Source organism: Sphingobium sp. JAI105 (assembly GCF_015752145.1).
In the GTDB taxonomy this organism is placed as follows: domain Bacteria; phylum Pseudomonadota; class Alphaproteobacteria; order Sphingomonadales; family Sphingomonadaceae; genus Sphingobium; species Sphingobium xenophagum.
In genome coordinates, this window is record NZ_JADOUC010000002.1 from 674,999 (window position 1) to 697,878 (window position 22,880).

Below are 22,880 nucleotides of genomic sequence, written 5' to 3' on the forward strand. Positions count from 1 at the left end.
TCAGGCCTGGGTAGCGAACCGTTCGACGCGATAGGGTTCGGTCGGGATGTCGGTCGCGCCCTTTGCGATGATCTCCGCCATCGTCTCGCCCACGCCTGGCCCGATCTGGAAACCCGATCCTGAAAAGCCGAACGCATAATATAGCCCGTTGGTTGTCGCGCTCGGTCCCATCACCGGCTGGCTGTCGGGCATATAGCCCTCTATCCCGGACCAGACGCGGATGATGTTGAGCTTGCCCAGCGACGGGGCGAGCCGCCTTATATGCTTCAACTGACTCACCGTATTTTGCGGCTCGACATAGGCGCGATACTGGTCGGGGAAGGATGGTCCCCGCGTGCTGCCGCCCAGCACGATATTACCCCGCGCTACCTGACGGAAATAGACCGTCTCCTGCTCCAATGGGGTCATCACACCGACCGTCGGCAAAATGGCGTAAGGTACCGGCTCTGTCACGCTCATGGTCGGGCCTTTGGGGACGATCGGCACCGGCTCGCCAAATTGCGATGACAACGCATTGCCCCATGCGCCCGCCGTCACCAGCAATATAGGCGCGCGGAATGTCCGTCCGTCCGCTGCCGTGACGATGAAATCCTCGCCGACCTTCTGCGCATCGACAATCTTGGTATTTTCATGGATCACCGCGCCCAGCCGCGCCGCTGCCCGCGCAAAGGCAGGCGCGGCGAGGCGCGGATTGGCGTGACCATCCGCTGCCGAATAGGAACCGGCCAGCACGTCAGGCCCGAAAAAGGGAAATTTGTCGCGCAGCACATTGCCGCTCACCAATTCCAGATCCAGCCCTTCCATGCGCGCATTTGCCGCATAATCCTCCATCGAACCGACCAGTTCGGGCCGTTCGCGATAACAGACGCGGATATGTCCGGACTGGAGATATTCGACATCGGCCCCCAATAATTCTCGCGATTTCCGCCAGATGGCAATGGCGCGATTGGCCAGCGGCAATTGATGGATGGGGCGCCCCTGTCGCCTCACATTGCCGAAATTGGTGCCGCTTGCCTGCCGACCGATCAGGTCGGTTTCCAGCAAGGTCACTGACAGGCCATGGCCGCGCAGGAAAAGTGCTGCCGATGACCCCATCAGCCCGCCGCCCACGATGATGACATCGCTGGCCCCGCTCATTGATCGTCTCCAATCGCTATGGTCAGCGGCTTGACCGGCGCCTGACCGCGCAATCGGCCAACCTGCTCAATGGGAATGTCCGCTTCCGCCGCGATCAGTTCGGCCGCCGCCAGTCCGCAATAACGGCCCTGGCAACGCCCCATGCCGACCCGGCTGAACGCCTTGGCCCGGTTCGCCTCCTTGGCGCCCGTCTGGCGCATGATGCCGCGCAGGTCGCCAGCGGTCACCCCCTCGCACCGGCACAAGATCGCATCGTCGGGCAATTGCGATGCTTGGCGTGAGGGCCATGGAAAGGCCTTCGCCAATCCCCGCGCAAATTTCGCATAGGTGCCGACATCGCCGCGCAGCGACGCCATCTCGCCCTTGTCCACCGGCAGCCCCAGATCGGCCAGTGCCGCCAGCACCGCCAGCCGCCCACTGGCTTCGGCTGATCGCGCGCCCAATATCTTGGCCCCGTCGCCCGCCAGGTAAACGCCCGCCACGCTCGACCGTCCATCGCTGTCCCGCTCCGGCAGCCATTGCCGCGTGCCTGGATCGAATGCGAAGGCACAGCGCGCCAGATCGGCCAGTTGCGTTTCCGGGCGCAGATGATGCCCCATCGCTACCGCGTCGCAGACAATGTCCTGTTCGATCCCCGCTCCGGTGCGAAAGCGCACGGCGCTCACGCCGCTATCGGCGTTGCCGATGATTTCCAGCGGCGTGATGCCATTGTGCACGGCTACGCCCGCGCGCTTCAATTTCATCGTCAGCGCGACGCCGTTCCACAGCACGGACGGCACCGCCAGCAGGTCGGGCAAAGCCTTGATGCGCGCGCTGTAGGGCGCGGTATCGAGCACGGCGACGACATTCGCCCCTGCCTCGACATATTGGCTTGCGACCAGATAGAGCAGCGGCCCCGATCCCATGAACACGACATTGTGCCCGATCGATACCGCCTGGCTCTTGAGCGCCACCTGCGACCCGCCCAGGCTGTAGCTGCCGGCAAACTGCCATCCCTTGACCGGCATCAGCCGATCGGTCGCCCCAGTGCACAGCAATAATGCGTCAAACGGAATTGCGTCCGCATATGTCGCACTCGCTGTCCAGACTTGCCCGCCAGCAATGTTCCACACCAGCGTTTCCGGGCGATAATCGATCGCGCTCTTCAGCCCATCGAATGTTTCATGCAGCGCCTGCGCCCGTCCGGCCTCGCTGCCGTACAGCTTGGCATAGGGCCGGGTGAAATTATCCGGCTGGCGGCGATAGATCTGGCCGCCGTCGCGGCGTCCCTCGTCCAGCAGGATCGGGCGCACGCCTGCCTGCACGCAGGCTTGCGCCGCGCGTGTCCCGGCTGGCCCTGCACCAACGATAATGACCCTTGGGCTCATGCGTTGTTCGGCCATGATGCCTCCGGCTGGCTGGTCAGGATGCGCTGGCCCGATGCGGCCAGGGTCGAACAGGCGCGCAGGCGGTCGCCGCTTTCGGTCCACACCCAGCAATCCTGGCAGGCGCCCATCAGGCAGAAACCGGCCCGTTTCTCTGGCCCGAACTCTGACTGGCGCAACACGCTGCCCTGGTTCAACAATGCGACCATCAACGTGTCACCCTCCAGCGCCCCGACGGGGGCGCCATCGACATGCACGGTGATAGCGGGGCGATCGGTTTCACCCAGACGAACGAAGCGGCTCATGAGGGACGCAAGCTTTCATCTCCAAGATGGCACAATATCTGGCTGCCCTTGCTGAGCGGGCGGCGGGGTGGGGGCGTGGTATTGCAAAGCCCATCCACCCGCGCGGGGCACCGCGGCAGGAAACGGCAAAGGTCTGGATGATCGCCCTGTCCTCCAACCGGCGGCGGCGCGATCCCGGCATGGCTCTCCTCCAGCCATCCCGCCCGCATTTCTGGCACCGATCCGATCAGCAGGTCGGTATAGGGATGGAACGGCGCGACGCCGAACGCTTCACGCGGCCCGGTCTCGACCATCGTACCGGCGTAAAGCACCAATATGTCGTCGCAGATCGCCCGGACTGTTGAAATGTCATGGCTGATGAACATGGTCGCAATGCCCAGTTCCCGGCGCAATTCGGCCATCAGTTCCAATATCGCCGCGCCCACGACAGTATCGAGCGCGGACGTCACCTCGTCGCACAGGATCAGTTGCGGATCGGCCGCCAGCGCGCGCGCCAGGTTGATCCGCTGCTTCTGGCCGCCCGACAGGCCGCCAATCGGCTGGTCGATCAGCGAGGCTGGCAGGCGGATCAGATCGAGCAGCTCCAGCACGCGCATCCGCGCCGCATTGCCCTTGAGTCCATGGTAAAAGGCCAGCGGTCGCGTCAATATCCGACCGACGCTGTGCGCGGGATTGAGCGCCGTATCGGCATTCTGGAACACCAGTTGCACCCGGCGAAACTGGTCGCGACTACGCCCGTGCAAGCCTGGCGGCAGCGTTTCGCCATCCAGCAGCACCTGCCCGCTGGCGGGTGGCAGCAGCCCGGCGATGACCCGCGCGATAGTGGATTTGCCCGATCCGCTTTCGCCGATCACGCCCAAAGTCGCGCCCCGCTCGATCGTCAGGTTGATGTCGCGCAGTACCGGAATACGCGGACGACCATCCTTGCCAATCTTGCCATAGCCCGCCGTCATGCCGCGTATTTCCAGCAGCGGCGCGGCGGGCAGGGCAATTTTTGGGGGTGCCGGGCGGATCGCGGGCCGGGCGGCGGCCATCAGCGTCCTGGTATAGTCATCCGCGGGGGCGTGGAGGATCTGCGCAGCCGCGCCCGCCTCCCGGATGCGCCCCTGGTTCAGCACGACAATCTGGTCTGCCATCTGTGCGACGACGGCCAGGTCATGCGACACGTAGATGGCGGTTGCGCCCCGTTCCAGCACGACTGTCTTGAACGCGCGGAGCACCTCGATCTGGGTGGTCACGTCCAGCGCAGTCGTCGGTTCGTCCAATATGACCAGTTCCGGGTCCGTGATCAGCGCCATCGCGGCCATCAACCGCTGCAGCTGTCCGCCTGACAATTGATGCGGATAGCGCGCGCCGATCGTTTCGGGAAAGGGCAGGGCGAGCGCGCGGAACAGGTCGACCGCTTTGGCCTCGGCCTCCGCGCGCGGCATCAGATTGTGGATCAGCGCAGGCTCGACCACCTGATCCATGATGGTGCGCGATGGATTGAAGGCGGATGCCGCGCTTTGTGCGATATAGGCGATGCGATTGCCGCGCAATTGTGCCAGCGCGCCGCGATCGAGTTTGGTAAGGTCGCACTCGCCCACCCGGATCGACCCTTCCGCGATCTTCGCCCCCGGCCTGGCATGGCCCAGCAGCGTCAGCGCGATCGTCGTCTTGCCCGATCCGCTCTCGCCGATCAGCGCCAGCACTTCGCCGCGATTCAGCGCGAAATCAATGTCGCTGACGATCGGGAATATCTCGCCCGCGCTATTGCGCGCGGTAACGGTCAGGCCCTTTACCTCGACATGGGGCGTCGCGCTCATTGGCCTTTGCCCTTGCCTGAAAAGCCGATCGCATCGATCAACAGGTTCACTCCTACCGTCAGCGTCGCAATCGCAACGGCTGGCGCTATGATCGCAAGCGCGCCTTCGCCCAGCCCGGAGATATTCTCGCGCACCAGCGATCCCAGATCAGCGTCGGGGGGCTGCACGCCAAGGCCAAGGAAGGACAGGCCCGACAGCAGCAGCACGATGAAGACGAAGCGCAGGCCGAAATCGGCCAGAAGCGGGTGGATCATATTGGGCAATATTTCAGCGATCGCGATGTAGAAGCGCCGTTCGCCGCGCGCCTTCGCCACCTGCACATAATCCATCTGCGCCAGATTGACGGCCAGTGCTCGCGCGATCCGGTAATTGCCGGGAATATAGGTGAAGGCCGCGATCAGCAGCAGCAGCCCCAGTGAGGATCCGAATGCTGCGACCAGCACCAGAGAGAATATCTTGGAGGGGATCGAAATCAGCATATCCATGAAGCGCGAAAGCGGCTCATCGACCTTGGCTCCGCCCACTGCCGCCGTCAGTGCCAGCGCCGTGCCGCTGGTGCTCGCCAGCAGCGCCGCTGCCGCCGCCAGCCCCACCGTATAGCGCGCGCCCGACATCAGCCGGCTCAGCACATCGCGACCCAGATAGTCGCTGCCCAGCCAATGCTTCGCTGATTGGCCGTCAAACACGTCATAGGCGACGAACGCGCCGACCGGATAGGGGGCCAGCATGGGTCCGAACAGCGCGACAGCCAGCCAGAAGATCACCAGGGCCAACCCCAGCTTGCCCGACAGCGGCAGGGCTTTGGCCCTTTGAAAGACATTGCCCATCATTGCGCCCGCAGCCTTGGGTTGGCCAGAATCGCGGTGACGTCCGCGATCAGCATCAGAATGAGATAGGCGGCGCAGAAAATCATCGCGCACGCCTGCAACAACGGCATGTCGCGACTGGTGACCGCATTGACCATCAGGCTGGCAAGCCCCGGATAGTTGAAGATGGTTTCCACGATCACCGCCCCGCCCAGCAGGTAGGACAGGCTCAATGCCATGGCGTTCACGATCGGCGCGATGGCGTTGGGCATGATGTGCCGCAATATGACCCGCACCGGCGCAACGCCCTTCAGCACCGCCATTTCGACATAGGGCCGGTCCATCTGGTCGATCACTGCCGCGCGCGTCATCCGCGCCATCTGCGCGACAACGATCACGCATAATGTCAGGACCGGCATGGCGACGCTGCGCAGATACTCGCCCCACTCCATGTCGCTCGACGCCAGCGCGATTGAGGGCAGCCAGCGCAGTTTCACCGAAAAGATCAGCACGGCGATGGTCGCAACCAGAAATTCGGGTACCGCCACCATGGCGAGCGTCACGACGTTGAGCGCCCGGTCTATCCGCCCGCCGCGGTTCATGGCGGATCCGATGCCGATGGACAGGGCGACGGGGATCGCGACCATGGCGGCCAGAGCGGCGAGCAGCAGGCTGTTGGGCAAGCGCTCCTCAATGACTTCGCCGACCGGCATGTTCGCGACCATCGATTGGCCAGGATCGCCCGTCAGCATGCCGCCAAGCCAGCTCACATATCGCACATGGGCCGGGCGATCGAGGCCCATTTCATGGCGCAATGCCGCGACCTGTTCCGGCGTGGCGCTCTGCCCCAGCGCTTCCTGCGCCGCGTCGCCGGGCAATAATTGGGCGATCACGAAGATGGTCATTGACACCAGCAACAGCGTCAGCAAAGATGATGCGAACCGCTTGCCGATCAATGTCAGCGCGGCGCTCATGCCGCTGCGGGAGGATGCGCCCGCCATCAGCCTTCCCACCAGACATGTTCGGCAAATTGGTAACCCATCATGCCCCCAATGGCGATTGGATACATGCCCTTTAACCGCCGGTCATGGGCATCGATCAGGTTGATGAAAACCGGAATGGAAACCCCGCAATAGTCGCGGACCAGCTCTTGCATCTCGCCATAAAGCTGTTTGCGCTTTGCCTGGTTGGCTTCGCCGCGCGCTTCCACCAGCAGGCGGTCGAAGCGCGAATTTTTCCAGCCGCTCTCATTCCACGCCGCATCCGACTTGTAGAACAGGCTGAACATCAGATCGGCGGTCGGACGCGGGTTGGTGTTGCCAAAGCCCATTGGGTGTTTCATCCAGTGGGTCGACCAATATCCGTCGGCGGGCACGCGATTGACGGCCAGATTTAGGCCGATGCGCGATCCATATTCCTGCAGGACCGACGCCATATCGACCGATCCTTCCGCCGCGGGTGAGGCATAGATCGGCAGCCGCGTTCCCTTCAATCCAGCCCGTTGCAAGTGCCAGCGCGCCTTGTCCAGGTCGAGCACCCGCTGCGGCAGATCGGCGCGATAATAGGGGTGGAAAGGCGGGATCGGGTGATCGTTGGCGATCGTCGCATAGCCGCGGAAGAGCGCCCGTTTTATGAGGGGGCGATCGAACAGATATTTGATCGCTGCAACAAAATGCGGGTTTCCGGTCGGCAGGCGATCCTGTCGCATGATCAGGTTGGTGTGCAGCCCCGATGGTGTCACCATCAGATTGTGGCGGGGCGAGGCATGGATGCGCTTGCTCGATCGCGGGTTGACCGCCAGGATGATGTGGACGTCGCCCGACAGCAGCGCGTTGACCCGACTGGTCTCGTCGGGAATGCTGATCAGCTCGATTTCGTCCAGATAGGGTTTGCCCGGCTTCCAGAAATTGGGATTGCGCCGCGCCAGCGTACGGACGCCGGGGCGAAATTGTGCGCACAAAAACGGGCCGGTGCCGTTGGCGGTGCGGAAATCGCTCGTCCCTTCGCGCAATATCCCGAAATGCGTTTGTGCAAGAATGGCGGGCAGATCGGCATTGGGGCCGGTCAGGCGAATGAACACATCCTGTTTGCTCGTGGCTCGAATCTCGGCAAACTGCTCGGCAATTTGCGCCATTTTCGATCCGGTCGCCGGATTTTTGTGTCGCATCAGGGTCCAGACGACATCCTGCGCCGTCAGCGTCGCACCATCATGAAATGTGATGCCCTTGCGCAGCCTGATATGCCAGTTGATCTGGTCGCTGCTCTCGATCCGTTCGGCCAGTTCCAACTGGGGGATCAGGTTGCGGTCCAGCTGGGTCAGCAGGCTGTAGAACATGTAGTGACGGATATAATCGCTTGAGTTTGCGCCTTTGGCGGGATCAAGCGTATCGGCGGTCGAGGCCGTCATCCCGGCGGCGCGGATGCGTCCGCCGCGGCGAGGGCGGCTGGCGGACATCGCGCTATCGGGCAGCAACAGTCCAGCGCCAACGCCAAGGCCCGCACCGATCAGGCCGCGGCGGGAATAGGGGGACAAGATATCGGTCAATGGATCACGTCCTGCCATTTATACCATAGCCCAACCAGCGGCAGGAACCATGGCTTGCCAAAATGCCCCGGCACGCTCGGCCAGTCCAGTTCGGCCCAAGGGTTGGCGTCGGGCTCGCCGCTCATCACGCGCGCCATCTGCTGCCCCATATGTGTCGCCATCTGCACGCCATGGCCGCTATAGCCCATCGAATAATAAAGGCCGCCCGTCTCGCCCGCGCGGGGCAGGCGGTCGGCGGTCAGGTCCACCATCCCGCCCCACACATGGTCGACGCCCACGCCCCTGAGTGCTGGGAATATCTCCCCCAGCGTCTCCTTCAAAATACGCCCGCTTTTTAAATCCGATCGGGCATCGCTGATGGCAAAGCGCGCCCGCCCGCCGAAGATAAGGCGATTGTCGGGCGCCAGACGGAAATAATTGCCGATATTCTTGCTGGTCACATAATTGCGGCGTCCTGGCAGCAACGTTTCGATCAGCGCGTCGTCCAGCGGCTCGGTCGCGATTACGAAGCTGCCGACCGACACGATCCGGCGACGGAAGAAGCCGAACGGTGCAGCGGCAGGCGCGCCGCCCGTGGCGACCAGCACCTGCTTTGCATCGACGGACCCGCGTGAAGAGACAACCCGCCAACCGGTCTGTGTCCGGTCAAGCCCTGTGACCTCGGCCCCTTCGAAAATATGTGCGCCAGCCCTCGTTGCTGCTTCAGCAAGACCTACCCCGAAACGGGCAGGGTGGATTTGCGCGCTTGTGGTCTGGATCAGCGCGCCATGAAAGGCGTCGGACCCAACCTCGTCACCGATCCGCGCCGGGGGCACCAGCCGCACATGCTCATCGACTTCCGCGGCCAGCAGGTCATGCGCCCGCGCCAGCTTGTCATAATGTTTGGGCTTGGCCGCCAGCTTTACCCGGCCGCAGCGGGTAAAATTGCAGGCAATCCCTTCCTCGCGAGCCAGCCGCTCGACCGTATCGACCGCGTCGCAATGCGCCCTGTACCAGGCTTTGGCGACCGGCTTGCCGAACCTTGCCGACAATGCGCCATAGTCATGCGCGGTGCCGTTGTTGCACTGGCCGCCATTGCGCCCGGATGCCTCGCCCACGACCTTCCCCGCCTCCAGCAGAACGACGCTTGCGCCGCGCTTCGCCAGCGCTAGGGCCGCCGACAGGCCGGTGAAGCCACCACCGATGATGGCGATGTCAGCCGACCCTTCGACCCCGCCCTTCGCACCGCCCATGAAGGGCGGCGCGCTGGCAAGCCAGTAGGAGAGGGGGGAGGCGTTCATCGAACGATCAGAGGCCCACAACCGCCGGCAGGCAGCCGATATGGGGGATTTCTACGTCGCGATAGAAGGAGTTGGACGGCTCATGCCCACGACCCACGAACACGCGGCAGCCAAAATGCAGGTCGGTCGCCGTATTCTGATCGTAGCGGAAGCTGGACGATACGTGCATCATATCTTCCGGATTTGCGCCCAGTTGGTCGAACATATATTCGAACGCCTGCATCCGCGGCTTGTAGGCCTGCGCCATCTGCGCGGTATAGACCGCATGGAAAGGCGCGCCCAGCATCCCCACATTATGATGGATCTGGTCGTTCATCGCGTTGGAGAGGATGACGAGCGGAATTTTGTCGCCAATCTTTGACAGGCCGCCAACGACGTCGTCATGCGGACCCCATGTCGGCACCGTGTTGTACACAGCATCGGCATCAGCCTCATTATAGGCAACGCCCCATTTCTTGCACGTCCGGCGCAACGAGTTGCGGATGACCTCCTGATAGGGCTGCCAATCGCCCATCACCTGATCGAACCGATAGGCGCTCCAGTCCTTGCAAAAGGCGGGCAGCTTTTCCGCGTCGATGCGATCGGCCATGAAGGCGGTCGCCATTTCGGTCATGCGAAAACGGGTGAGCGTGCCATAGCAGTCGAAACTGATATATTTGGGCCGGAAATTGGGCATCGGCTGATCATCCTTTGCAGGTTCTTGAAGCGCGGCCTGGCGGCCATGTGACAGGTACATTACGACATGAGCGCGCCGGAACATGAAGCCCATTTCTACGGGCGCGAACGCATATATCGGGCTTTTATCGCGGCCCATTCGGCATAGATTGCTGCGCTCTCAATAGCCCTTGTCGCGTGCGACCTCCCCCTCCATGGTCGCCCCCGACACGTGGCGGCGGATATTGGCGATCAGCGCGCGCGCAGCGCTGTCCGCCCGCGTCATGCTGGCGACATGGGGGGTCATGATGATGCGGGGATGCGCCCACAATGTATGGCCCTGAGGCAACGGTTCGGGGTCGAATACATCCAGCACCGCCCCTGAAAGATGACCGTCGTCCAGCAGCGACAGCAGATCCTGCTCCACCAGATGCCCACCCCGCCCGACATTGATCAGGCCCGCCCCGCGCGGCAGTTGCGACAGCGTTTCGCGGCACAAAATGCCGCGGGTCTCGGTGGTGAGCGGGAGCAGGCAGATCAATATGTCGCATCCCGAAAGGAAGGCGGGCAACGCCGCCGCTCCGGCAAAGCAATCGACCCCTTCCACGGCATGGGCCGACCGGCTCCACCCCGACAGTGGAAAGCCGAACGGCCGCAACGCGCCCAGCACCGCCTGACCCAGAATGCCAAGGCCCATCACGCCGATCCGTCGCTGGCTGGCAGGCGTCAGTTTGATCGGTGCCCAACGACCCTCGCGCTGGGCGATACCATGGTCGATCAGGTTGCGATGCAGCGCCAGCACCGCCATCGTCGCATATTCGACCATGCCCTGCGCGATGCCCGGCTCGATCATTCGCACGACGCGGACATGGGGCGGCAGGCGGCTCATGTCGAACTGGTCGATACCGGCGCCGATGGAAAACAATATCTCCAGTGCGGGCAGTGTGGCGATCAGTTCCACTGACGGGTTCCACGCGGCGAGGTAGCGGATCGTGGCGGGGTCATGCGGGTCGGTCGGATCGACAAAGCCGATATCCGCAGCCTCGGCCGCGAAAACATCGCGCCAGGTGCGGCCGCGTTCAGGATCGGAGGTATAAAGCAGGGTCATCACACAGACTTTCTGGCGGGGGCAGGGCGGCGGGCGCGCCTGGCCTGCCACCACATGACTAATCCGGAAACACACAGCGCAGCCAGCGCCAGTGCAGTGATCAGCAATAGGGGCTGGCCGATCGGACCAAAGGCATCGCCCGCATGCAATGGCAGCACGGTCATCCACAAGGCGGGATTGTTCTGCGCACGCATGGCGCTAACGATGCGGGGCTGCGCCAGCGCTAGGATGACCCTGTGGATCGCGCGCGCATTATGTTCAGGGGCGTGGAAATTGACGATCAGCCGATCGCCCTCGATCCGCAGGTCGCGCAGCCTGGCATCGGGGAAAGCCGATTGCGCCAGCATCAGGCTGCGGTCGATCGCGGCGGCCGATGCGGCGGACGGCGCATTGGCGGCACCCCTGCTCAGCAATTCGGGCACCACCAGCAGCAATCCCGTCGTCGCCATGAACAGCAGAAACGCGCTCAGCAAGACAGCTGCCGTGCGATGACATTGGCGCAGAACCAGCTTGGGCGACAATGTCCAGCGTATCGCCAGCGCCTTGCCCATCTTGCCGCGCTTGGGCCACCAATAGGCCAGCCCGCTCGCGACCATAGCCAACAGGGCCAGGCCGTTCAGGACGATGACTGCCATGCCGACCTTGCCGGCCATCAACCGATAATGGATTTGTAACGCCGCTTCGACCGGAAAGGCCAGGGCATTGCCCGACCGCAGCACCGCGCCGCCGGCGGGATCGACTGAGGCATAGCGCACCGCGCCGTCACGATTGCCCATTTGCGCGAAATAGGTGGCCCCATCGGCATCGGGCGCGAACAGCCGCGTTACCGCATAGCCTGCCGTCGCCCGGTTCGCTGTCATGATGACTTCACCCACCGAAACCGCTGGCCCTGCTTTTCCGCTGGTCATCGCCACCGGATCAATCAGCCGCGCCAGCGGCCCGCGATAGACCAGCATCGCGCCGCTCAGCGCCTGCACCAGCAGCAATGCCGCCACGGCCAGGCCGATTGTCCGATGCAGGCGCAACATCAGCGCGCAGTTCATGGGGTAGCCCTCAAAAACGAAAAGGGCCGCCAACGACAGGAGGAGGAGGTGTCGTTGACGGCCCGAAGGGGGAGGCGCGAAAGCCTCCCCGGCACCTGTCCTAGAAGTTGAACGTACCTCGTATCGTAAAGGAACGGGGCATGCCTGGCTGTATCCACAGGGCTGCGTAAGAGCTGGCATAATATTTCTTGTCGAACAGATTATCGACATTGGCCGACAGCTTGAACTGGTCGTTGATCGTGACCGATCCCATCAGCTTGGCGATCGTATAGCTGGGCAGGAAGAAGGTCGTTGCCGTCTCGCCCAGACGCTTGCCGACATGGTTTACGCCACCGCCCAGCATGGCTTGATGATCGCCGATCGAAAAATTCTTGAACAGCAGGATATTGCCCTGATGCTTGGGAATGTTGATCAGCGGATCGCCCTTCAGGATCGGCAGACCGAAATTGGGGTCGAACACATTGGTGGCCCAGCCCGCATCGGTATAGGCATAGGTCAGGAACAGTTCAAACCCGGCTGGCAGCTTGGCATTGACGTCAAACTCCACGCCCTTGCTGTCGGCGGAACCGACCGGCTTGGAGAAGCCGGGGTTGGCCGGGTCGGTGGACAGCACATTACTCTTCTTCATCTTGTAGAGCGAAATCGTGCTGGTCAGGCGACCATCGGGGGTGATGAACTTTGCACCGACTTCATAGGATGTGCTGATTTCAGGCTCAAATGGCTGACCGTCGAAACCAACGCCGCTATTGGGGCGGAAGCCTTTGCCATAGCTAGCATAGAGCGACACGCTGCTGGTCGGTTCGAACACCAGGCCTGCCATCGGGCTGAACTTGCTGTAGCTTTTCTTGGGGTTGGTATTGTTCAGGCGCAGGTCAATATTCTGACTGAAATGGTCGTAGCGGCCACCAAAGCGAACCTTGAACTGTTCGGTGATCTCGATCTGGTCCTGCGCATACACACCCCAGGCCTTCTGAACCTCGTTGCCATTCTGGATCACGACGTTGGGAACGGGGGCCGGGATGGTGTAATCGGGATTGAAGATGTCGATCGAATAGGACTGGTCCGCCGCCACGGGGCGATAACGGGTCTGGAACGTGTCGATCTCGAACTTGTCCCAGTCCGCCCCGACGCGGATATTGTGAACGATCGATCCGGTCTGCGCCTGGCCGCTGATTTCGCCGCGGAAAACCATATGGGTCGTGCTATAATCGCGGTAGCGACGCTGGCGGGTAAGGGTACGGCCGTCATTGTCGATCCGCTGCCGACCAAGGACCAGTTCAGGATCGCTCGAAAAGCCCTTGAACGATGTGTCCTTGTAACCAGCACCCAGCATGACGACCCAATCGTCGCTCAGGTCATGCTGCAACTGCGCCTGATGGCCCAGCACTTCTACTTTGGTCGGGCCATCATTTGGATTGCCCAGGAAACGGGTATTGGGAATTGCGCCCAGATCATAGGTGATGCCATTGGCCGTTACGGTCGGGATCGCCACCACGCCACGTTCAAACGGCACTTCCTGGTTCACATATTCCAGTTCGTAGGTGAAGATCGTCTTGTCAGACAGTTTCGCCAGGAAGGACGGGTTCAGCACATATTTGCGCGTTTTCACGGTGTCACGGAAGCTTTCCGCATCTTCCACCGCGCCAGTCAGGCGGACCGCGACCATGTCGGTGATGGGCAGGTTATAATCGCCCTCGACGCGGTAGGTATTCCATTTGCCACCGGCGACGGAAAAGCTGCCGCCCTCCTTGAAGGTCGGCTTTTTGCTGACGATGTTGATCGTGCCGCCCGGCTCACCGCGCCCGAACAGCGCCGAATTGGGGCCTTTGAGCACTTCGATGCGCTCGACATTCGATGCGTCGCGCGGGCCACCATAACCGCGGCCACCATTAAAGCCGTTGACCAGAAAGCCGCTCGGGAAATTTTCGTCGCCCGCAAAGCCGCGGATCGCAAAACTATCCCACAGACCGCCAAAATTATTCTGCTTCGACACACCGCTCGCCAGTTCCAGCGCAGTGTCCAGCCGGGTGATATTCAAATCATCCAGCAACTTGCCTTCCAGAAATTGAACCGCCTGCGGGATTTCCTTGACCGGCGTGTCACCGAAATATTGGCGCTTCAGACCGGTGACGACGATGTCGCTGGACTCGGCGGCCGGTGCCTGTGCAATCGCGGCAGACGGCAACGCGATAGTGGCGGTGCTGGCGATCAGTGCCAGCCGGAGGGTGGAGAATGGTCGCATGATGAAATCCCCTTTTAAAAATCGCTGTTCTGAACGTCCTGCGAACGGGGCCGACGGGTTTTCATTTCCGACGCGAACTGTTGCTCCTGTCATCGGACGCCGGCCATTGGGTGTTTATTCCACCTCTTCTTGAGTTCGAGGCTAGGATGAGTTCCAGAAATAATCCGTCAAACTTGGCACATCGGACGGCGCAAAATTGTGAATCGGCGGTTGTTACGGCATGAAAATGCTGCGCCCGATCCTTGCAGTAAAGAGGTCAAAATGCCCCGGAAATAGCCGCCTCCAAGGGGGAGGCGACCAGCTGTCCCCAGGGTCGGCGCCTTTACAGATATTTCAGCCACCATATGTCCTTGCGCCGCTGCTTGAGCTGCGCGAACCAGCGGGTGGGAAAGTAAAGCGGCAGGATCAATAGAGCGACCCAAATCCACACTGTGGAAAGATTGTCGACCCCGAACACCGTTCCTTTGGTCGGTCCGTAAAGGGCGAGCGCCACATTGTAGATCAGCTTCAGCACATAGAGATGCAGTATATAGAAGAACATCGGCGCCCCGCCCAGCAGCGCCAGATGCGGCATGACCGCGCTGTCCTCATATTTCTCGAACAGGGCGAGCAACAGGCAACCGGTGCCCACGGTCGGCATCAGGAACAGCAGGGATGGCGGATATTTGGTCAGTGCCAGGAAACTCATGACTGTACGCACAGGCGTTTCCCCGACAAACCAGGGCTTATCGCCGTAAATGTTGAGATAGCGGATCGCAACAAAGCCCAGGATCAGCCCAAGGCCGGTCATCAGCAGGCGGCGCATACGCCGCTGCGGATCGCTGCCCTTGGCAAACCAGGGTCCACAGGCATAGCCCAGCAGGATGACGCCGATCCATGGCAGCACCGGATAGGTGGTCTTGATCGCCGCCCCGCCAAATTCGATGAGAGACCGCTGATGCAAAATCGCCCAGGCGACATAGCCTGGCTGGTCTGCGGTCAGCCGAATGGGATCGAGCAGATTGTGCAGGCCCACGATCGCCAGTCCCACGCCAAATTGTGTGGCCCGCGGCAAATGCAGCAAGGCGGCCAGCGCGACCATCGAAATGCCGATCGCCCAGATCACCTGCAACCAGATCGCCGTCGGCGGGAAAGCGGGGGCCTGGGTCGGCCAGGCATAGCCGACCACGGTTACTTCCAGAAAGATCAGGAAAAGCCCGCGCTTGAGCAGAAATTCCGAAACCTGCCCCTTGCTGTGCGACTGGCCATAGAGCCAGGCCGACAGGCCGGTCAGCGCAACGAAGGTCGGCGCGCAGAAGGTGGATAGCAGCCGGGTGAAGAACAGGCCGGGGTCGGTCGTGTTGGCATCGACCGGATCGGTCACCTGCATGTAGAGGAAAAAAGTCTCGCGCACATGATCGACCAGCATGAACAGCATGACGAGGCCGCGCAGCGCGTCGATCGCTATCAATCGCGTGCGCGCTTTGGCGGCTGCGACTGGTGGCGGCGCGCTTGTAGTAAATGGGGTGATGGGTGCGTGGCCTGCAATGCTGCTCATCGTCTGTCCTTCTTTTCCCTGGGTTACTCGCCCTCTGGCGGACGCAGGGTGGAAGCTGTCATGTTGCGATCCGCCGCACGTCTGAGTAGCAAGACTGGCGGCGGATCGCGCTACGCATTTTCCGGCTCCTTACTTCGCCTGGAAGGTGGCGAAAGTCTTGGCGCCGCTCTTGTCGACCAGAGCGACGACCAGCTTCGCGTCTTTGGCTGCTTTGAAGCCCGGTGCGGAGAGTCTGTTGCCACCCGCCGGCGTCAAGACGGCCTCGGTCTTGGTCCCCGCGGCCGTCTGGATCAGCCTTGCGGTATAGCCCACTGCGGCCAGCGGTTCATCCTCTTCGCTCAGATAGACGTCCACGCCCTTCGGCCCCGCGACCAGTTCGAACACGGTTTCGCCGGTCATCTGGACCATACCGCCATGCTGCGGTTTCATGCTGCCATGGGCTTGCAGCATCGCAGGTGCAGCAATCAGGGCGAGTGCGGCGATGCCGCTGCGGATATACTGGATATTCACGGCAAATCTCCGGACAGAATGATGTTATTCCGGCACGTGCGGCAGAACGAAACTCAGCGAAGCGCTATGCTCTATATGGTCCGCCTTCTTGTCATCGGATTTTGCGACATAGATCGCCATCAGCACATTATTGCCCTGGTTGCGGACCTTGATCGTCGCGGTCCCGTCGGCAGCGGTCTTGGCGGGATTAACCTCGTCAGGATCGTTGACATAATCCTGCATTACGGTCGCACCGGCAATCGGCTGGCCCTTGTAATAGACCCGCACCTTCATCGGTTCGCCCATCTTCTGCGGAATGGCGGTGCCCACCGGCACGACCTGCAACGTGTGGCCTTCATACAGCGGGATCTGCTTGGTCTGCATCTGCGTCAGATAGACGGCATATTTGAAATTATGTTCGGCCAACGTCGCATTGGGCACTTCGTCGCGGCCCTTATTGTGCCATTCGCCATCCGGCGTCTTGCTCCAATAGCCATAATCCATAACTGCCGCGACGACCGCGACCGGTTCGTCGCTGTCGACCACCGGAATTGCCCCAGCCGCACGCAGCGACGTATTGACTGGCGCACCGTCGGAGTCATAGCCGGTCACTGACTTGACCAGCGGCAGGCGCTTGACCATGTCCAGATCGTCTGCGCCAACGCCGTAGATCAACGCGGTCTGCTTGGCGCGCTGCGCGAACCAGATGGCATGCGCGCCAGCGGGGGCCGTGGCGATGATCAGGGTAGATGCCGCAACAGCGGTGGTAACCATATGGGAAAAACGCATCGGGCAGGTTCCTCGACAAGGGGGGCCAATTCCTGGATCGAGGCTATGCTGACGACACGAACGAAAATTCTGAAAACGTCATTGATGCGACGTAAAAATGTCAAAAAGTTAGGGCCGGAGGAGCGATGTGCTTCTCCGGCCCTTTTTGCGACCCGTCGGGATAATGATCAGGCTTCGGCAAATTCCACTGAATTGACGATATGCGCCTGGGTATATTCCAGCAGCCCCGCCTCGCCCAGTTCTGCGCCCAGCCCGGACTGTTTCACGCCCCGGAACGGGATATTGGCATCGATCGCCAGATGCTGGTTTACCCAGACTGTGCCCGTGTCGATCTTCATCGCGACATCCGTGGCGCGGGCCAGATCCTTGCCCCACACCGTGCCGCCCAGCCCATATTCGCTGTCATTGGCGCGGGCGATCACATCCTCGATATCGTCATATTTCAGCACCGGCAGCACGGGACCGAACTGTTCTTCGCGGACCAGGGGCGCATCATCGTCCAGATCGCGAACGATCGTGGGGGGAATGAAATAGCCTGCCCGGTCGAGCGGCGCGCCGCCGGTCATCACCGTGCCGCGCGAACGCGCATCCTCGATCAAGGCATTGACCTTGTCGAACTGCATCTTGTTCTGCACCGGACCGATCGTCGTGCCTTGCTTGGCCCCATCATCGACGATCGCTTCATTGGCGAGCCGGGCCAGCTCATCGCAAAATTCGTCATACATCGGGGTGGGGACATAGGCGCGCTTGATGGCGACGCAGATCTGGCCGGCATTGGTCATCGCGCCCTGATAGACTTTCTTCGCTGCCTGCTTGGCGTCGACATCGTCCATCACGATCGCGGCATCATTGCCGCCCAGTTCAAGCGTAACCCGCTTCACCGTGCTGGCCGACGACGCCATCACCTTCTTGCCGGTCGCGGTCGATCCGGTGAAAGCGACCTTGGCAATGTCGGGATGCCCGGTGATCAGCGCGCCCAGCTCATTCTGGTCGCACACGATGTTGAACACGCCGGGCGGCAGGATGGCCTGCGCCAGCTCGCCGAACAGCAGTGTGGTGAGCGGCGTCGTCGGCGCAGGCTTGGCGATCATCGTGTTGCCGGTCATCAGTGCCGGCCCCAGCTTGTTCATCAGCAGGATTACCGGGAAATTCCATGGCGTGATCGACGCAACGACGCCCAGCGGCGTGCGATGTTCGACAACGCGGTTGCCGCCTTCGTCCTTCAGCACCTTGGGTTCGATGCGCATCGCGGCAAATCCGCGCAGCGTGAACACGCTGCCCATGATCTCATAGCCAGCCTGATCGAGTGGCTTGCCCTGTTCAGCGGTCAGCAGGCTTGCAAACTCACCGATTCGCGCTTCCAGTGCGTCGGCCAGCTTGTTGACCAGCGCGGCGCGTTCCTCGACTGGCAGGGCCGACCATGCAGGCTGGGCGCGTTTCGCGGCGGCGACGGCGCGCTCCAGCATCGCCTCGTCGGCCTTGGGCGCGGAAGCAAAGGCCGCGCCGGTCGCCGGGTTCACCACGTCGAAGGCGCTGACGCCCGGCACAAGTTCACCATCGATCAACAGGCGGTATTCATGATCCATTGTCGCTCTCCTTGAATGCAAGTCCTGATTTCGATCGGCTTTGCCTATCGCTTTGTGCGATGCGAGCCTGTAGCATGTATTTGTGCGCCTGTGATACAATTTTGGCAAGAGGGTAAAGGCAACGATGAAACAGGGGGCGGATCTTCGTGGACTGGTCGGTTATCAGGTCCAGCGCGCGCGTCTCTTGATTGATGCGGACGCGCGCGCCGCCATGGCGGCGCACGACCTCTCGCCCGCCAAGCTGACGGCGCTCATCCTGATCCGCGACAATCCCGGCTGCGACCAGACTGCCCTGGGCCGGGCACTCAGCATCAACCGGTCGAGCGCGATGAAGCTGGTCAACATATTGGCGGAACGCGGGCTTGTCGAACGGCGGCCGGGTCGCGACTTGCGTACCAACGCGCTGTGGTTGACGGCCGAAGGGGAAGCGAAAGTGCCGGTCATGGTCGATGCGCTGCGCGTATCCGACGCGCGGATGACGGCCCGGCTGAGCGCCGAGGAAGTCCGCACGCTCAGCGCCTTGCTGCGCAAGCTTGGTCCAGTGCCGCGCGCTGCCAGCGCTGACTGATTGGCAGGGTAACGCAAAAGCGGTTGCGTAAATTGTATCACAGGCGCACAATGTTGGCGCGCAACAGCGGTTGATTCGAGCCGCTTCTTACTGAAGAATTTCTGGGGAGAGACACGCTTGACCGACATGATCGACCTTGACCGGCCGGCAGTATCCATGGCAGCCCCCTCGCTCGACCGGTTGCTGCGGCCCCGGTCCGTCGCGATCGTGGGTGCGTCGGACAAGCCGGGCGCTCTGGGTGCGTCGGTGCTGGCCAATCTGGTGCGGCAGGGCTTTGCTGGCGACATCCATCTGGTCAATCCCAAGCGTGCGGAAATCGGCGGCCGCCCCTGCGTCGCATCGGTCGATGATTTGCCCGAAGGTGTCGATGCCGCTGTTCTTGCCATCCCGCGCGCAGGCGTGCTCGACACGATGCGCGGCCTGGCCCGTCGCCATGTCGGCGCGGCCGTGATCTTTTCCGCCGGCTTTGCCGAGGACGGCCCGCAAGGTCTGGCCGACCAGCAGGAAATCGCGCGCATCGCCCGCGAAGCCGGTATGGTGGTCGAAGGGCCCAATTGCCTCGGCCTCGTCAACTTCCGCGACAATGTTTCGTTGACCTTCATCGAAATGCCGGAGGCGACGGCGCAGGGTGACCGCCGGGTGGGCATCGTTTCGCAATCGGGCGCCATGGCCGCTGTGCTGGCGACGACGATGATCCATCGCGACGTGCCGCTCAGCTGCTACATCTCCACCGGCAATGAAGCGGCCAGCGGGATCGAGGATTATCTTGCCCATCTGGTAGACGAGCCCGGAACCGCGGTGATCGCAATGATCGCCGAACATGTCCGCGATCCCGCCCGTTTCCTTGCCGCCGCCCGCGCGGCACGGCTGGCCGACAAGCAGGTGGTGCTGCTCCACCCAGGTCGCAGCGCGGCGGGCGCGGCCAGCGCCGCCACGCATACGGGCGCGATGGCGGGCGATCATGCGGTGATGGCGGTCCATGTCGAACGGGCGGGCGTCATCCTGGTCGACTCGCTGGAAGAATTGGGCGACGTGGCTGAAATGCTGGCGCGTAACGCGGCAATCGGCGCGGGCGGCACCGGCATCATCGCGGAATCGGGCGCATTCAAGGCGATGATGCTGGACCTCTCCGAAACGGTCGCGCTTGACCTGCCAACCCTGACCGACGCCGACAGCCCGGCGCTGCGCGCGGCGCTGCCCGATTTCGTTCCCGTCACCAATCCGCTCGATGTCACGGCGCAGGGGCTGGTCGATCCGGGCCTTTACGGTCGCACGCTGGCCGCTCTGGTCGACGATCAGCGTATCGCCACAATCCTTTTGACCCTGATCCAGACCGACACCGGCACATCCCATGTCAAATTCACCGCCGTGCTGAATGCGCTCGCCACCCTCCGGCCAGACAAGCCCATCATAGTGGGCGGCGTTGATGAAGGCGGCGCAGTATTTGCGGACGATCTTTCCGCTCTCCGTCAGGCAGGCGTCACTTATCTGCCCACAGCCGAACGCGCCGTGCGCGCGCTCGCCCGGATCAGCGCCGCTGCTGCGCGCGATTTCACTGAGGCCCCGCTGGATGCCGCCCCGGTCGCCGATCTGGCGCAGGTCGGCCATTCTATCCCGGAATATCGATCCAAGGCTATCATGGCGGAACATGGCATCGCCTTCCCTCGCTTCGCCATGGCGCAGAGCGTGGAAGAGGCGATCGCTGCTGCCGAGATGCTGGGCTATCCTGTCGTTCTAAAGGCGCAGTCGCCAGACCTGCCGCACAAAAGCGACGCGGGCGGTGTTATCGTCAACCTAAAAAATCGCGACGAACTGGCCGAAGGCTGGGACAGGCTAGCCGCCAATATTGCAGCGTCCCGGCCCGATCTCGTGCTCGACGGCGTGCTGGTGGAGGGGATGGCCGACAAGGGTGTCGAACTCATTGTCGGTGCGCGGAACGATCCGCACTGGGGCGCGACCGTCCTGGTCGGCTTTGGTGGCGTCGCGGCGGAATTGCTGCATGACGTCTGCCTGCTTCCGCCTGACCTGCCGCGCGACGCCATCATCGCCCGCATCCGCACGCTACGCATGGCGCCCTTGCTCGACGGCTTTCGCGGTGCGCCGGTCATGGACATCGGCGCCGTCGCCGACGTCGTCCAGCGCTTGGGCCGCATGGTCGCCGCCACGCCCGCCATTCGCGAGGTCGATCTCAACCCCGTCATCGTCTATCCCGAAGGACAGGGCGCGTTGGCGCTGGACGCTCTGATCTCGCTCTGACCCTGCCTCCGTTCGCCCCGAGCGCAGTCGAAAAACGCCAGGCAATGCCCTGAACGCCTTTCGACTTCGCTCGCAGCGGATGGCTGACGCTGCATTTATGTCAGCGCATAATAGCGCAACACATTGCCATCGGCCCGCCGTTCACCAACGCCTATGAACACATGTTTGGTCAGCCAGTCATGCTTGCCGACGGGACATTCGAAAGTCGGATTGCCGCGCAGATAATAGTCCTGCTGCTCGACAGGTTGCCCCTCGCCAAAGGCCCAGTCCCGCAACTTCGTCATCGTATCGGGCTTGCGCCCCCACAGGAAACCGCGATTGTTGAGCAGGATCAGCGTGCCGTCCTCCTCCTCCAGCATATAGCGTGCATCGAACACCGCGACATCGTCAGGCCGGAAATAGGCATAATCGCCGCCTGATCCCGGAACGGCCTTGCCCCTGATCCTTGGCCCCTCGAACGTGCCGCCATCGACATAGACGGCGCTGCGATTGCCGCCCATCGGCGTATTCACGATGGTCTGTACCCGCGGAAATTGCAGCCGTACCTCCATCGCAAATTCCAGTCGCGGATTATCCAGCGTCGAAAACATATCTGTCATCCCAATTCTCCATCATCCCAGTTCAAGTGTACCGCCATCGACGAAAAGGTTAGCCGCGGTGATAAAGCTCGCCTCGTCCGACGCCAGGAACAGCACCGCGCGGGCGACTTCCTCCGGTCGGCCCATCCGCTTCATCGGCACGGCATTGATCATGGCCTCGCGCATCGCTGCCACATCGGCCTCGCTCATCCCCGGATTTCGGTGGAGCAGCGGCGTTTCGATGGGACCGGGACTGACCAGATTGACGCGGATACCCTCGCTTACCAACTCGCCGGCAATCACCTTCATCGCTGCATAAAGTCCGCCCTTGGCCGCCGCATAGGCCGTATTGCCCGGTACGAACGCATGGCCCCCGATCGATCCGGTCGCGACGATCGATCCGCCCCGGCGCATCAGTCGCAACGCCTTCTGGATGGCGAACACGCATCCGCGCAGATTGACGCCATGGACATGATCCCAGTCTGCTGGCGTCATATCGCGGAAGCGGGCGAAGCCGCCGACGCCGGCATTCACGAACAATGTATCGATCCGCCCGTCCTGTGCCGCGATGTCGGCCATCATCGCGTCCATCGCGTCCGGATCGGCAATGTCCGCGCGATAGCCTTTTGCACCGGGGATGGTCGCCACCGCCGCGTCGATCGTCGCCTGATCGCGTCCGCTTATCCGCACGATCGCGCCCTCGGCGGCAAAGGCCTGGGCGCTTGCCAGACCGATGCCGCTATTGCCGCCGACAACCAGTATGATCTTGTCGCTGAACCGCATCTCGC

The 22,880-nt window shown here is 62.3% G+C and carries 20 protein-coding genes; 2 read left to right on the forward strand and 18 right to left on the reverse strand.

The window, feature by feature from the left end:
* The 16 genes from IWY39_RS20560 to IWY39_RS20635 all read right to left on the reverse strand — a co-directional run bounded on the left by IWY39_RS20560 (window position 1) and on the right by IWY39_RS20635 (window position 18,690).
* Window positions 1-1,137, reverse strand: a complete 1,137-nt coding sequence (locus IWY39_RS20560; RefSeq protein WP_107125335.1) for an NAD(P)/FAD-dependent oxidoreductase — start codon at window positions 1,135-1,137, stop codon at window positions 1-3.
* Complete coding sequence (locus IWY39_RS20565) at window positions 1,134-2,504, reverse strand: FAD/NAD(P)-dependent oxidoreductase (protein WP_107125336.1); 1,371 nt, start codon at window positions 2,502-2,504, stop codon at window positions 1,134-1,136. The genes IWY39_RS20560 and IWY39_RS20565 overlap by 4 nt, the downstream gene beginning before the upstream one ends.
* Window positions 2,501-2,806: a (2Fe-2S)-binding protein gene (locus IWY39_RS20570; protein ID WP_019053327.1), complete on the reverse strand. Its 306-nt coding sequence runs from the start codon at window positions 2,804-2,806 to the stop codon at window positions 2,501-2,503. The genes IWY39_RS20565 and IWY39_RS20570 overlap by 4 nt, the downstream gene beginning before the upstream one ends.
* Window positions 2,803-4,611, reverse strand: a complete 1,809-nt coding sequence (locus IWY39_RS20575; protein WP_107125337.1) for an ABC transporter ATP-binding protein — start codon at window positions 4,609-4,611, stop codon at window positions 2,803-2,805. Before IWY39_RS20575 ends, IWY39_RS20570 begins: the two co-directional genes overlap by 4 nt.
* Window positions 4,608-5,441: an ABC transporter permease gene (locus tag IWY39_RS20580; protein WP_107125338.1), complete on the reverse strand. Its 834-nt coding sequence runs from the start codon at window positions 5,439-5,441 to the stop codon at window positions 4,608-4,610. The genes IWY39_RS20575 and IWY39_RS20580 overlap by 4 nt, the downstream gene beginning before the upstream one ends.
* Window positions 5,438-6,418 carry an ABC transporter permease gene (locus IWY39_RS20585; protein WP_181316785.1) on the reverse strand — a complete coding sequence of 327 codons (981 nt, stop codon included), beginning with the start codon at window positions 6,416-6,418 and terminating at the stop codon, window positions 5,438-5,440. Before IWY39_RS20585 ends, IWY39_RS20580 begins: the two co-directional genes overlap by 4 nt.
* Window positions 6,418-7,962: an ABC transporter substrate-binding protein gene (locus IWY39_RS20590; RefSeq protein WP_107125339.1), complete on the reverse strand. Its 1,545-nt coding sequence runs from the start codon at window positions 7,960-7,962 to the stop codon at window positions 6,418-6,420. Before IWY39_RS20590 ends, IWY39_RS20585 begins: the two co-directional genes overlap by 1 nt.
* On the reverse strand, window positions 7,959-9,242 hold the full coding sequence (locus IWY39_RS20595) for an NAD(P)/FAD-dependent oxidoreductase (RefSeq protein WP_107125340.1): 1,284 nt from the start codon (window positions 9,240-9,242) through the stop codon (window positions 7,959-7,961). Before IWY39_RS20595 ends, IWY39_RS20590 begins: the two co-directional genes overlap by 4 nt.
* A gap of 7 nt (window positions 9,243-9,249) precedes the next feature.
* The gene (locus IWY39_RS20600) at window positions 9,250-9,918 is read right to left on the reverse strand and encodes a haloacid dehalogenase type II (RefSeq protein ID WP_181316788.1); all 669 of its coding nucleotides are present in this window, start codon (window positions 9,916-9,918) and stop codon (window positions 9,250-9,252) included.
* 159 nt (window positions 9,919-10,077) lie between these two features.
* Window positions 10,078-11,007 (reverse strand): 2-hydroxyacid dehydrogenase, encoded by a 930-nt coding sequence (locus tag IWY39_RS20605; protein ID WP_107125387.1) that lies wholly within the window; start codon window positions 11,005-11,007, stop codon window positions 10,078-10,080.
* Window positions 11,004-12,047 (reverse strand): PepSY-associated TM helix domain-containing protein, encoded by a 1,044-nt coding sequence (locus IWY39_RS20610; protein WP_107125342.1) that lies wholly within the window; start codon window positions 12,045-12,047, stop codon window positions 11,004-11,006. The genes IWY39_RS20605 and IWY39_RS20610 overlap by 4 nt, the downstream gene beginning before the upstream one ends.
* A gap of 100 nt (window positions 12,048-12,147) precedes the next feature.
* Complete coding sequence (locus IWY39_RS20615) at window positions 12,148-14,289, reverse strand: TonB-dependent siderophore receptor (RefSeq protein WP_107125343.1); 2,142 nt, start codon at window positions 14,287-14,289, stop codon at window positions 12,148-12,150.
* A 322-nt stretch (window positions 14,290-14,611) separates the two neighbouring features.
* Entirely contained in the window at window positions 14,612-15,826 is a 1,215-nt protein-coding gene (locus tag IWY39_RS20620; protein WP_107125344.1) for a DUF1624 domain-containing protein, read from the reverse strand.
* Between the two features lie 129 nt (window positions 15,827-15,955).
* Entirely contained in the window at window positions 15,956-16,336 is a 381-nt protein-coding gene (locus tag IWY39_RS20625) for a hypothetical protein (RefSeq protein WP_107125345.1), read from the reverse strand.
* A gap of 24 nt (window positions 16,337-16,360) precedes the next feature.
* Window positions 16,361-17,104: a DUF4198 domain-containing protein gene (locus IWY39_RS20630; protein WP_196871699.1), complete on the reverse strand. Its 744-nt coding sequence runs from the start codon at window positions 17,102-17,104 to the stop codon at window positions 16,361-16,363.
* A 167-nt stretch (window positions 17,105-17,271) separates the two neighbouring features.
* Complete coding sequence (locus IWY39_RS20635; RefSeq protein WP_107125347.1) at window positions 17,272-18,690, reverse strand: aldehyde dehydrogenase family protein; 1,419 nt, start codon at window positions 18,688-18,690, stop codon at window positions 17,272-17,274.
* Window positions 18,691-18,814: 124 nt separating this feature from the next.
* On the opposite strand from IWY39_RS20635, the gene IWY39_RS20640 reads away from it, so the two are divergent.
* Both IWY39_RS20640 and IWY39_RS20645 read left to right on the forward strand, forming a co-directional pair.
* A complete protein-coding gene (locus IWY39_RS20640) occupies window positions 18,815-19,258 on the forward strand; it encodes a MarR family winged helix-turn-helix transcriptional regulator (protein ID WP_107125348.1) in 444 nt (147 codons plus the stop codon).
* Between the two features lie 126 nt (window positions 19,259-19,384).
* Window positions 19,385-21,514: an acetate--CoA ligase family protein gene (locus tag IWY39_RS20645; protein WP_181316789.1), complete on the forward strand. Its 2,130-nt coding sequence runs from the start codon at window positions 19,385-19,387 to the stop codon at window positions 21,512-21,514.
* A 95-nt stretch (window positions 21,515-21,609) separates the two neighbouring features.
* On the opposite strand, the gene IWY39_RS20650 is transcribed toward IWY39_RS20645, so the two are convergent.
* Both IWY39_RS20650 and IWY39_RS20655 read right to left on the reverse strand, forming a co-directional pair.
* Window positions 21,610-22,113: a DUF3237 domain-containing protein gene (locus tag IWY39_RS20650; protein ID WP_017181849.1), complete on the reverse strand. Its 504-nt coding sequence runs from the start codon at window positions 22,111-22,113 to the stop codon at window positions 21,610-21,612.
* 12 nt (window positions 22,114-22,125) lie between these two features.
* Entirely contained in the window at window positions 22,126-22,875 is a 750-nt protein-coding gene (locus IWY39_RS20655; RefSeq protein WP_107125350.1) for an SDR family NAD(P)-dependent oxidoreductase, read from the reverse strand.
* Between the last annotated feature and the right edge of the window lie 5 nt (window positions 22,876-22,880).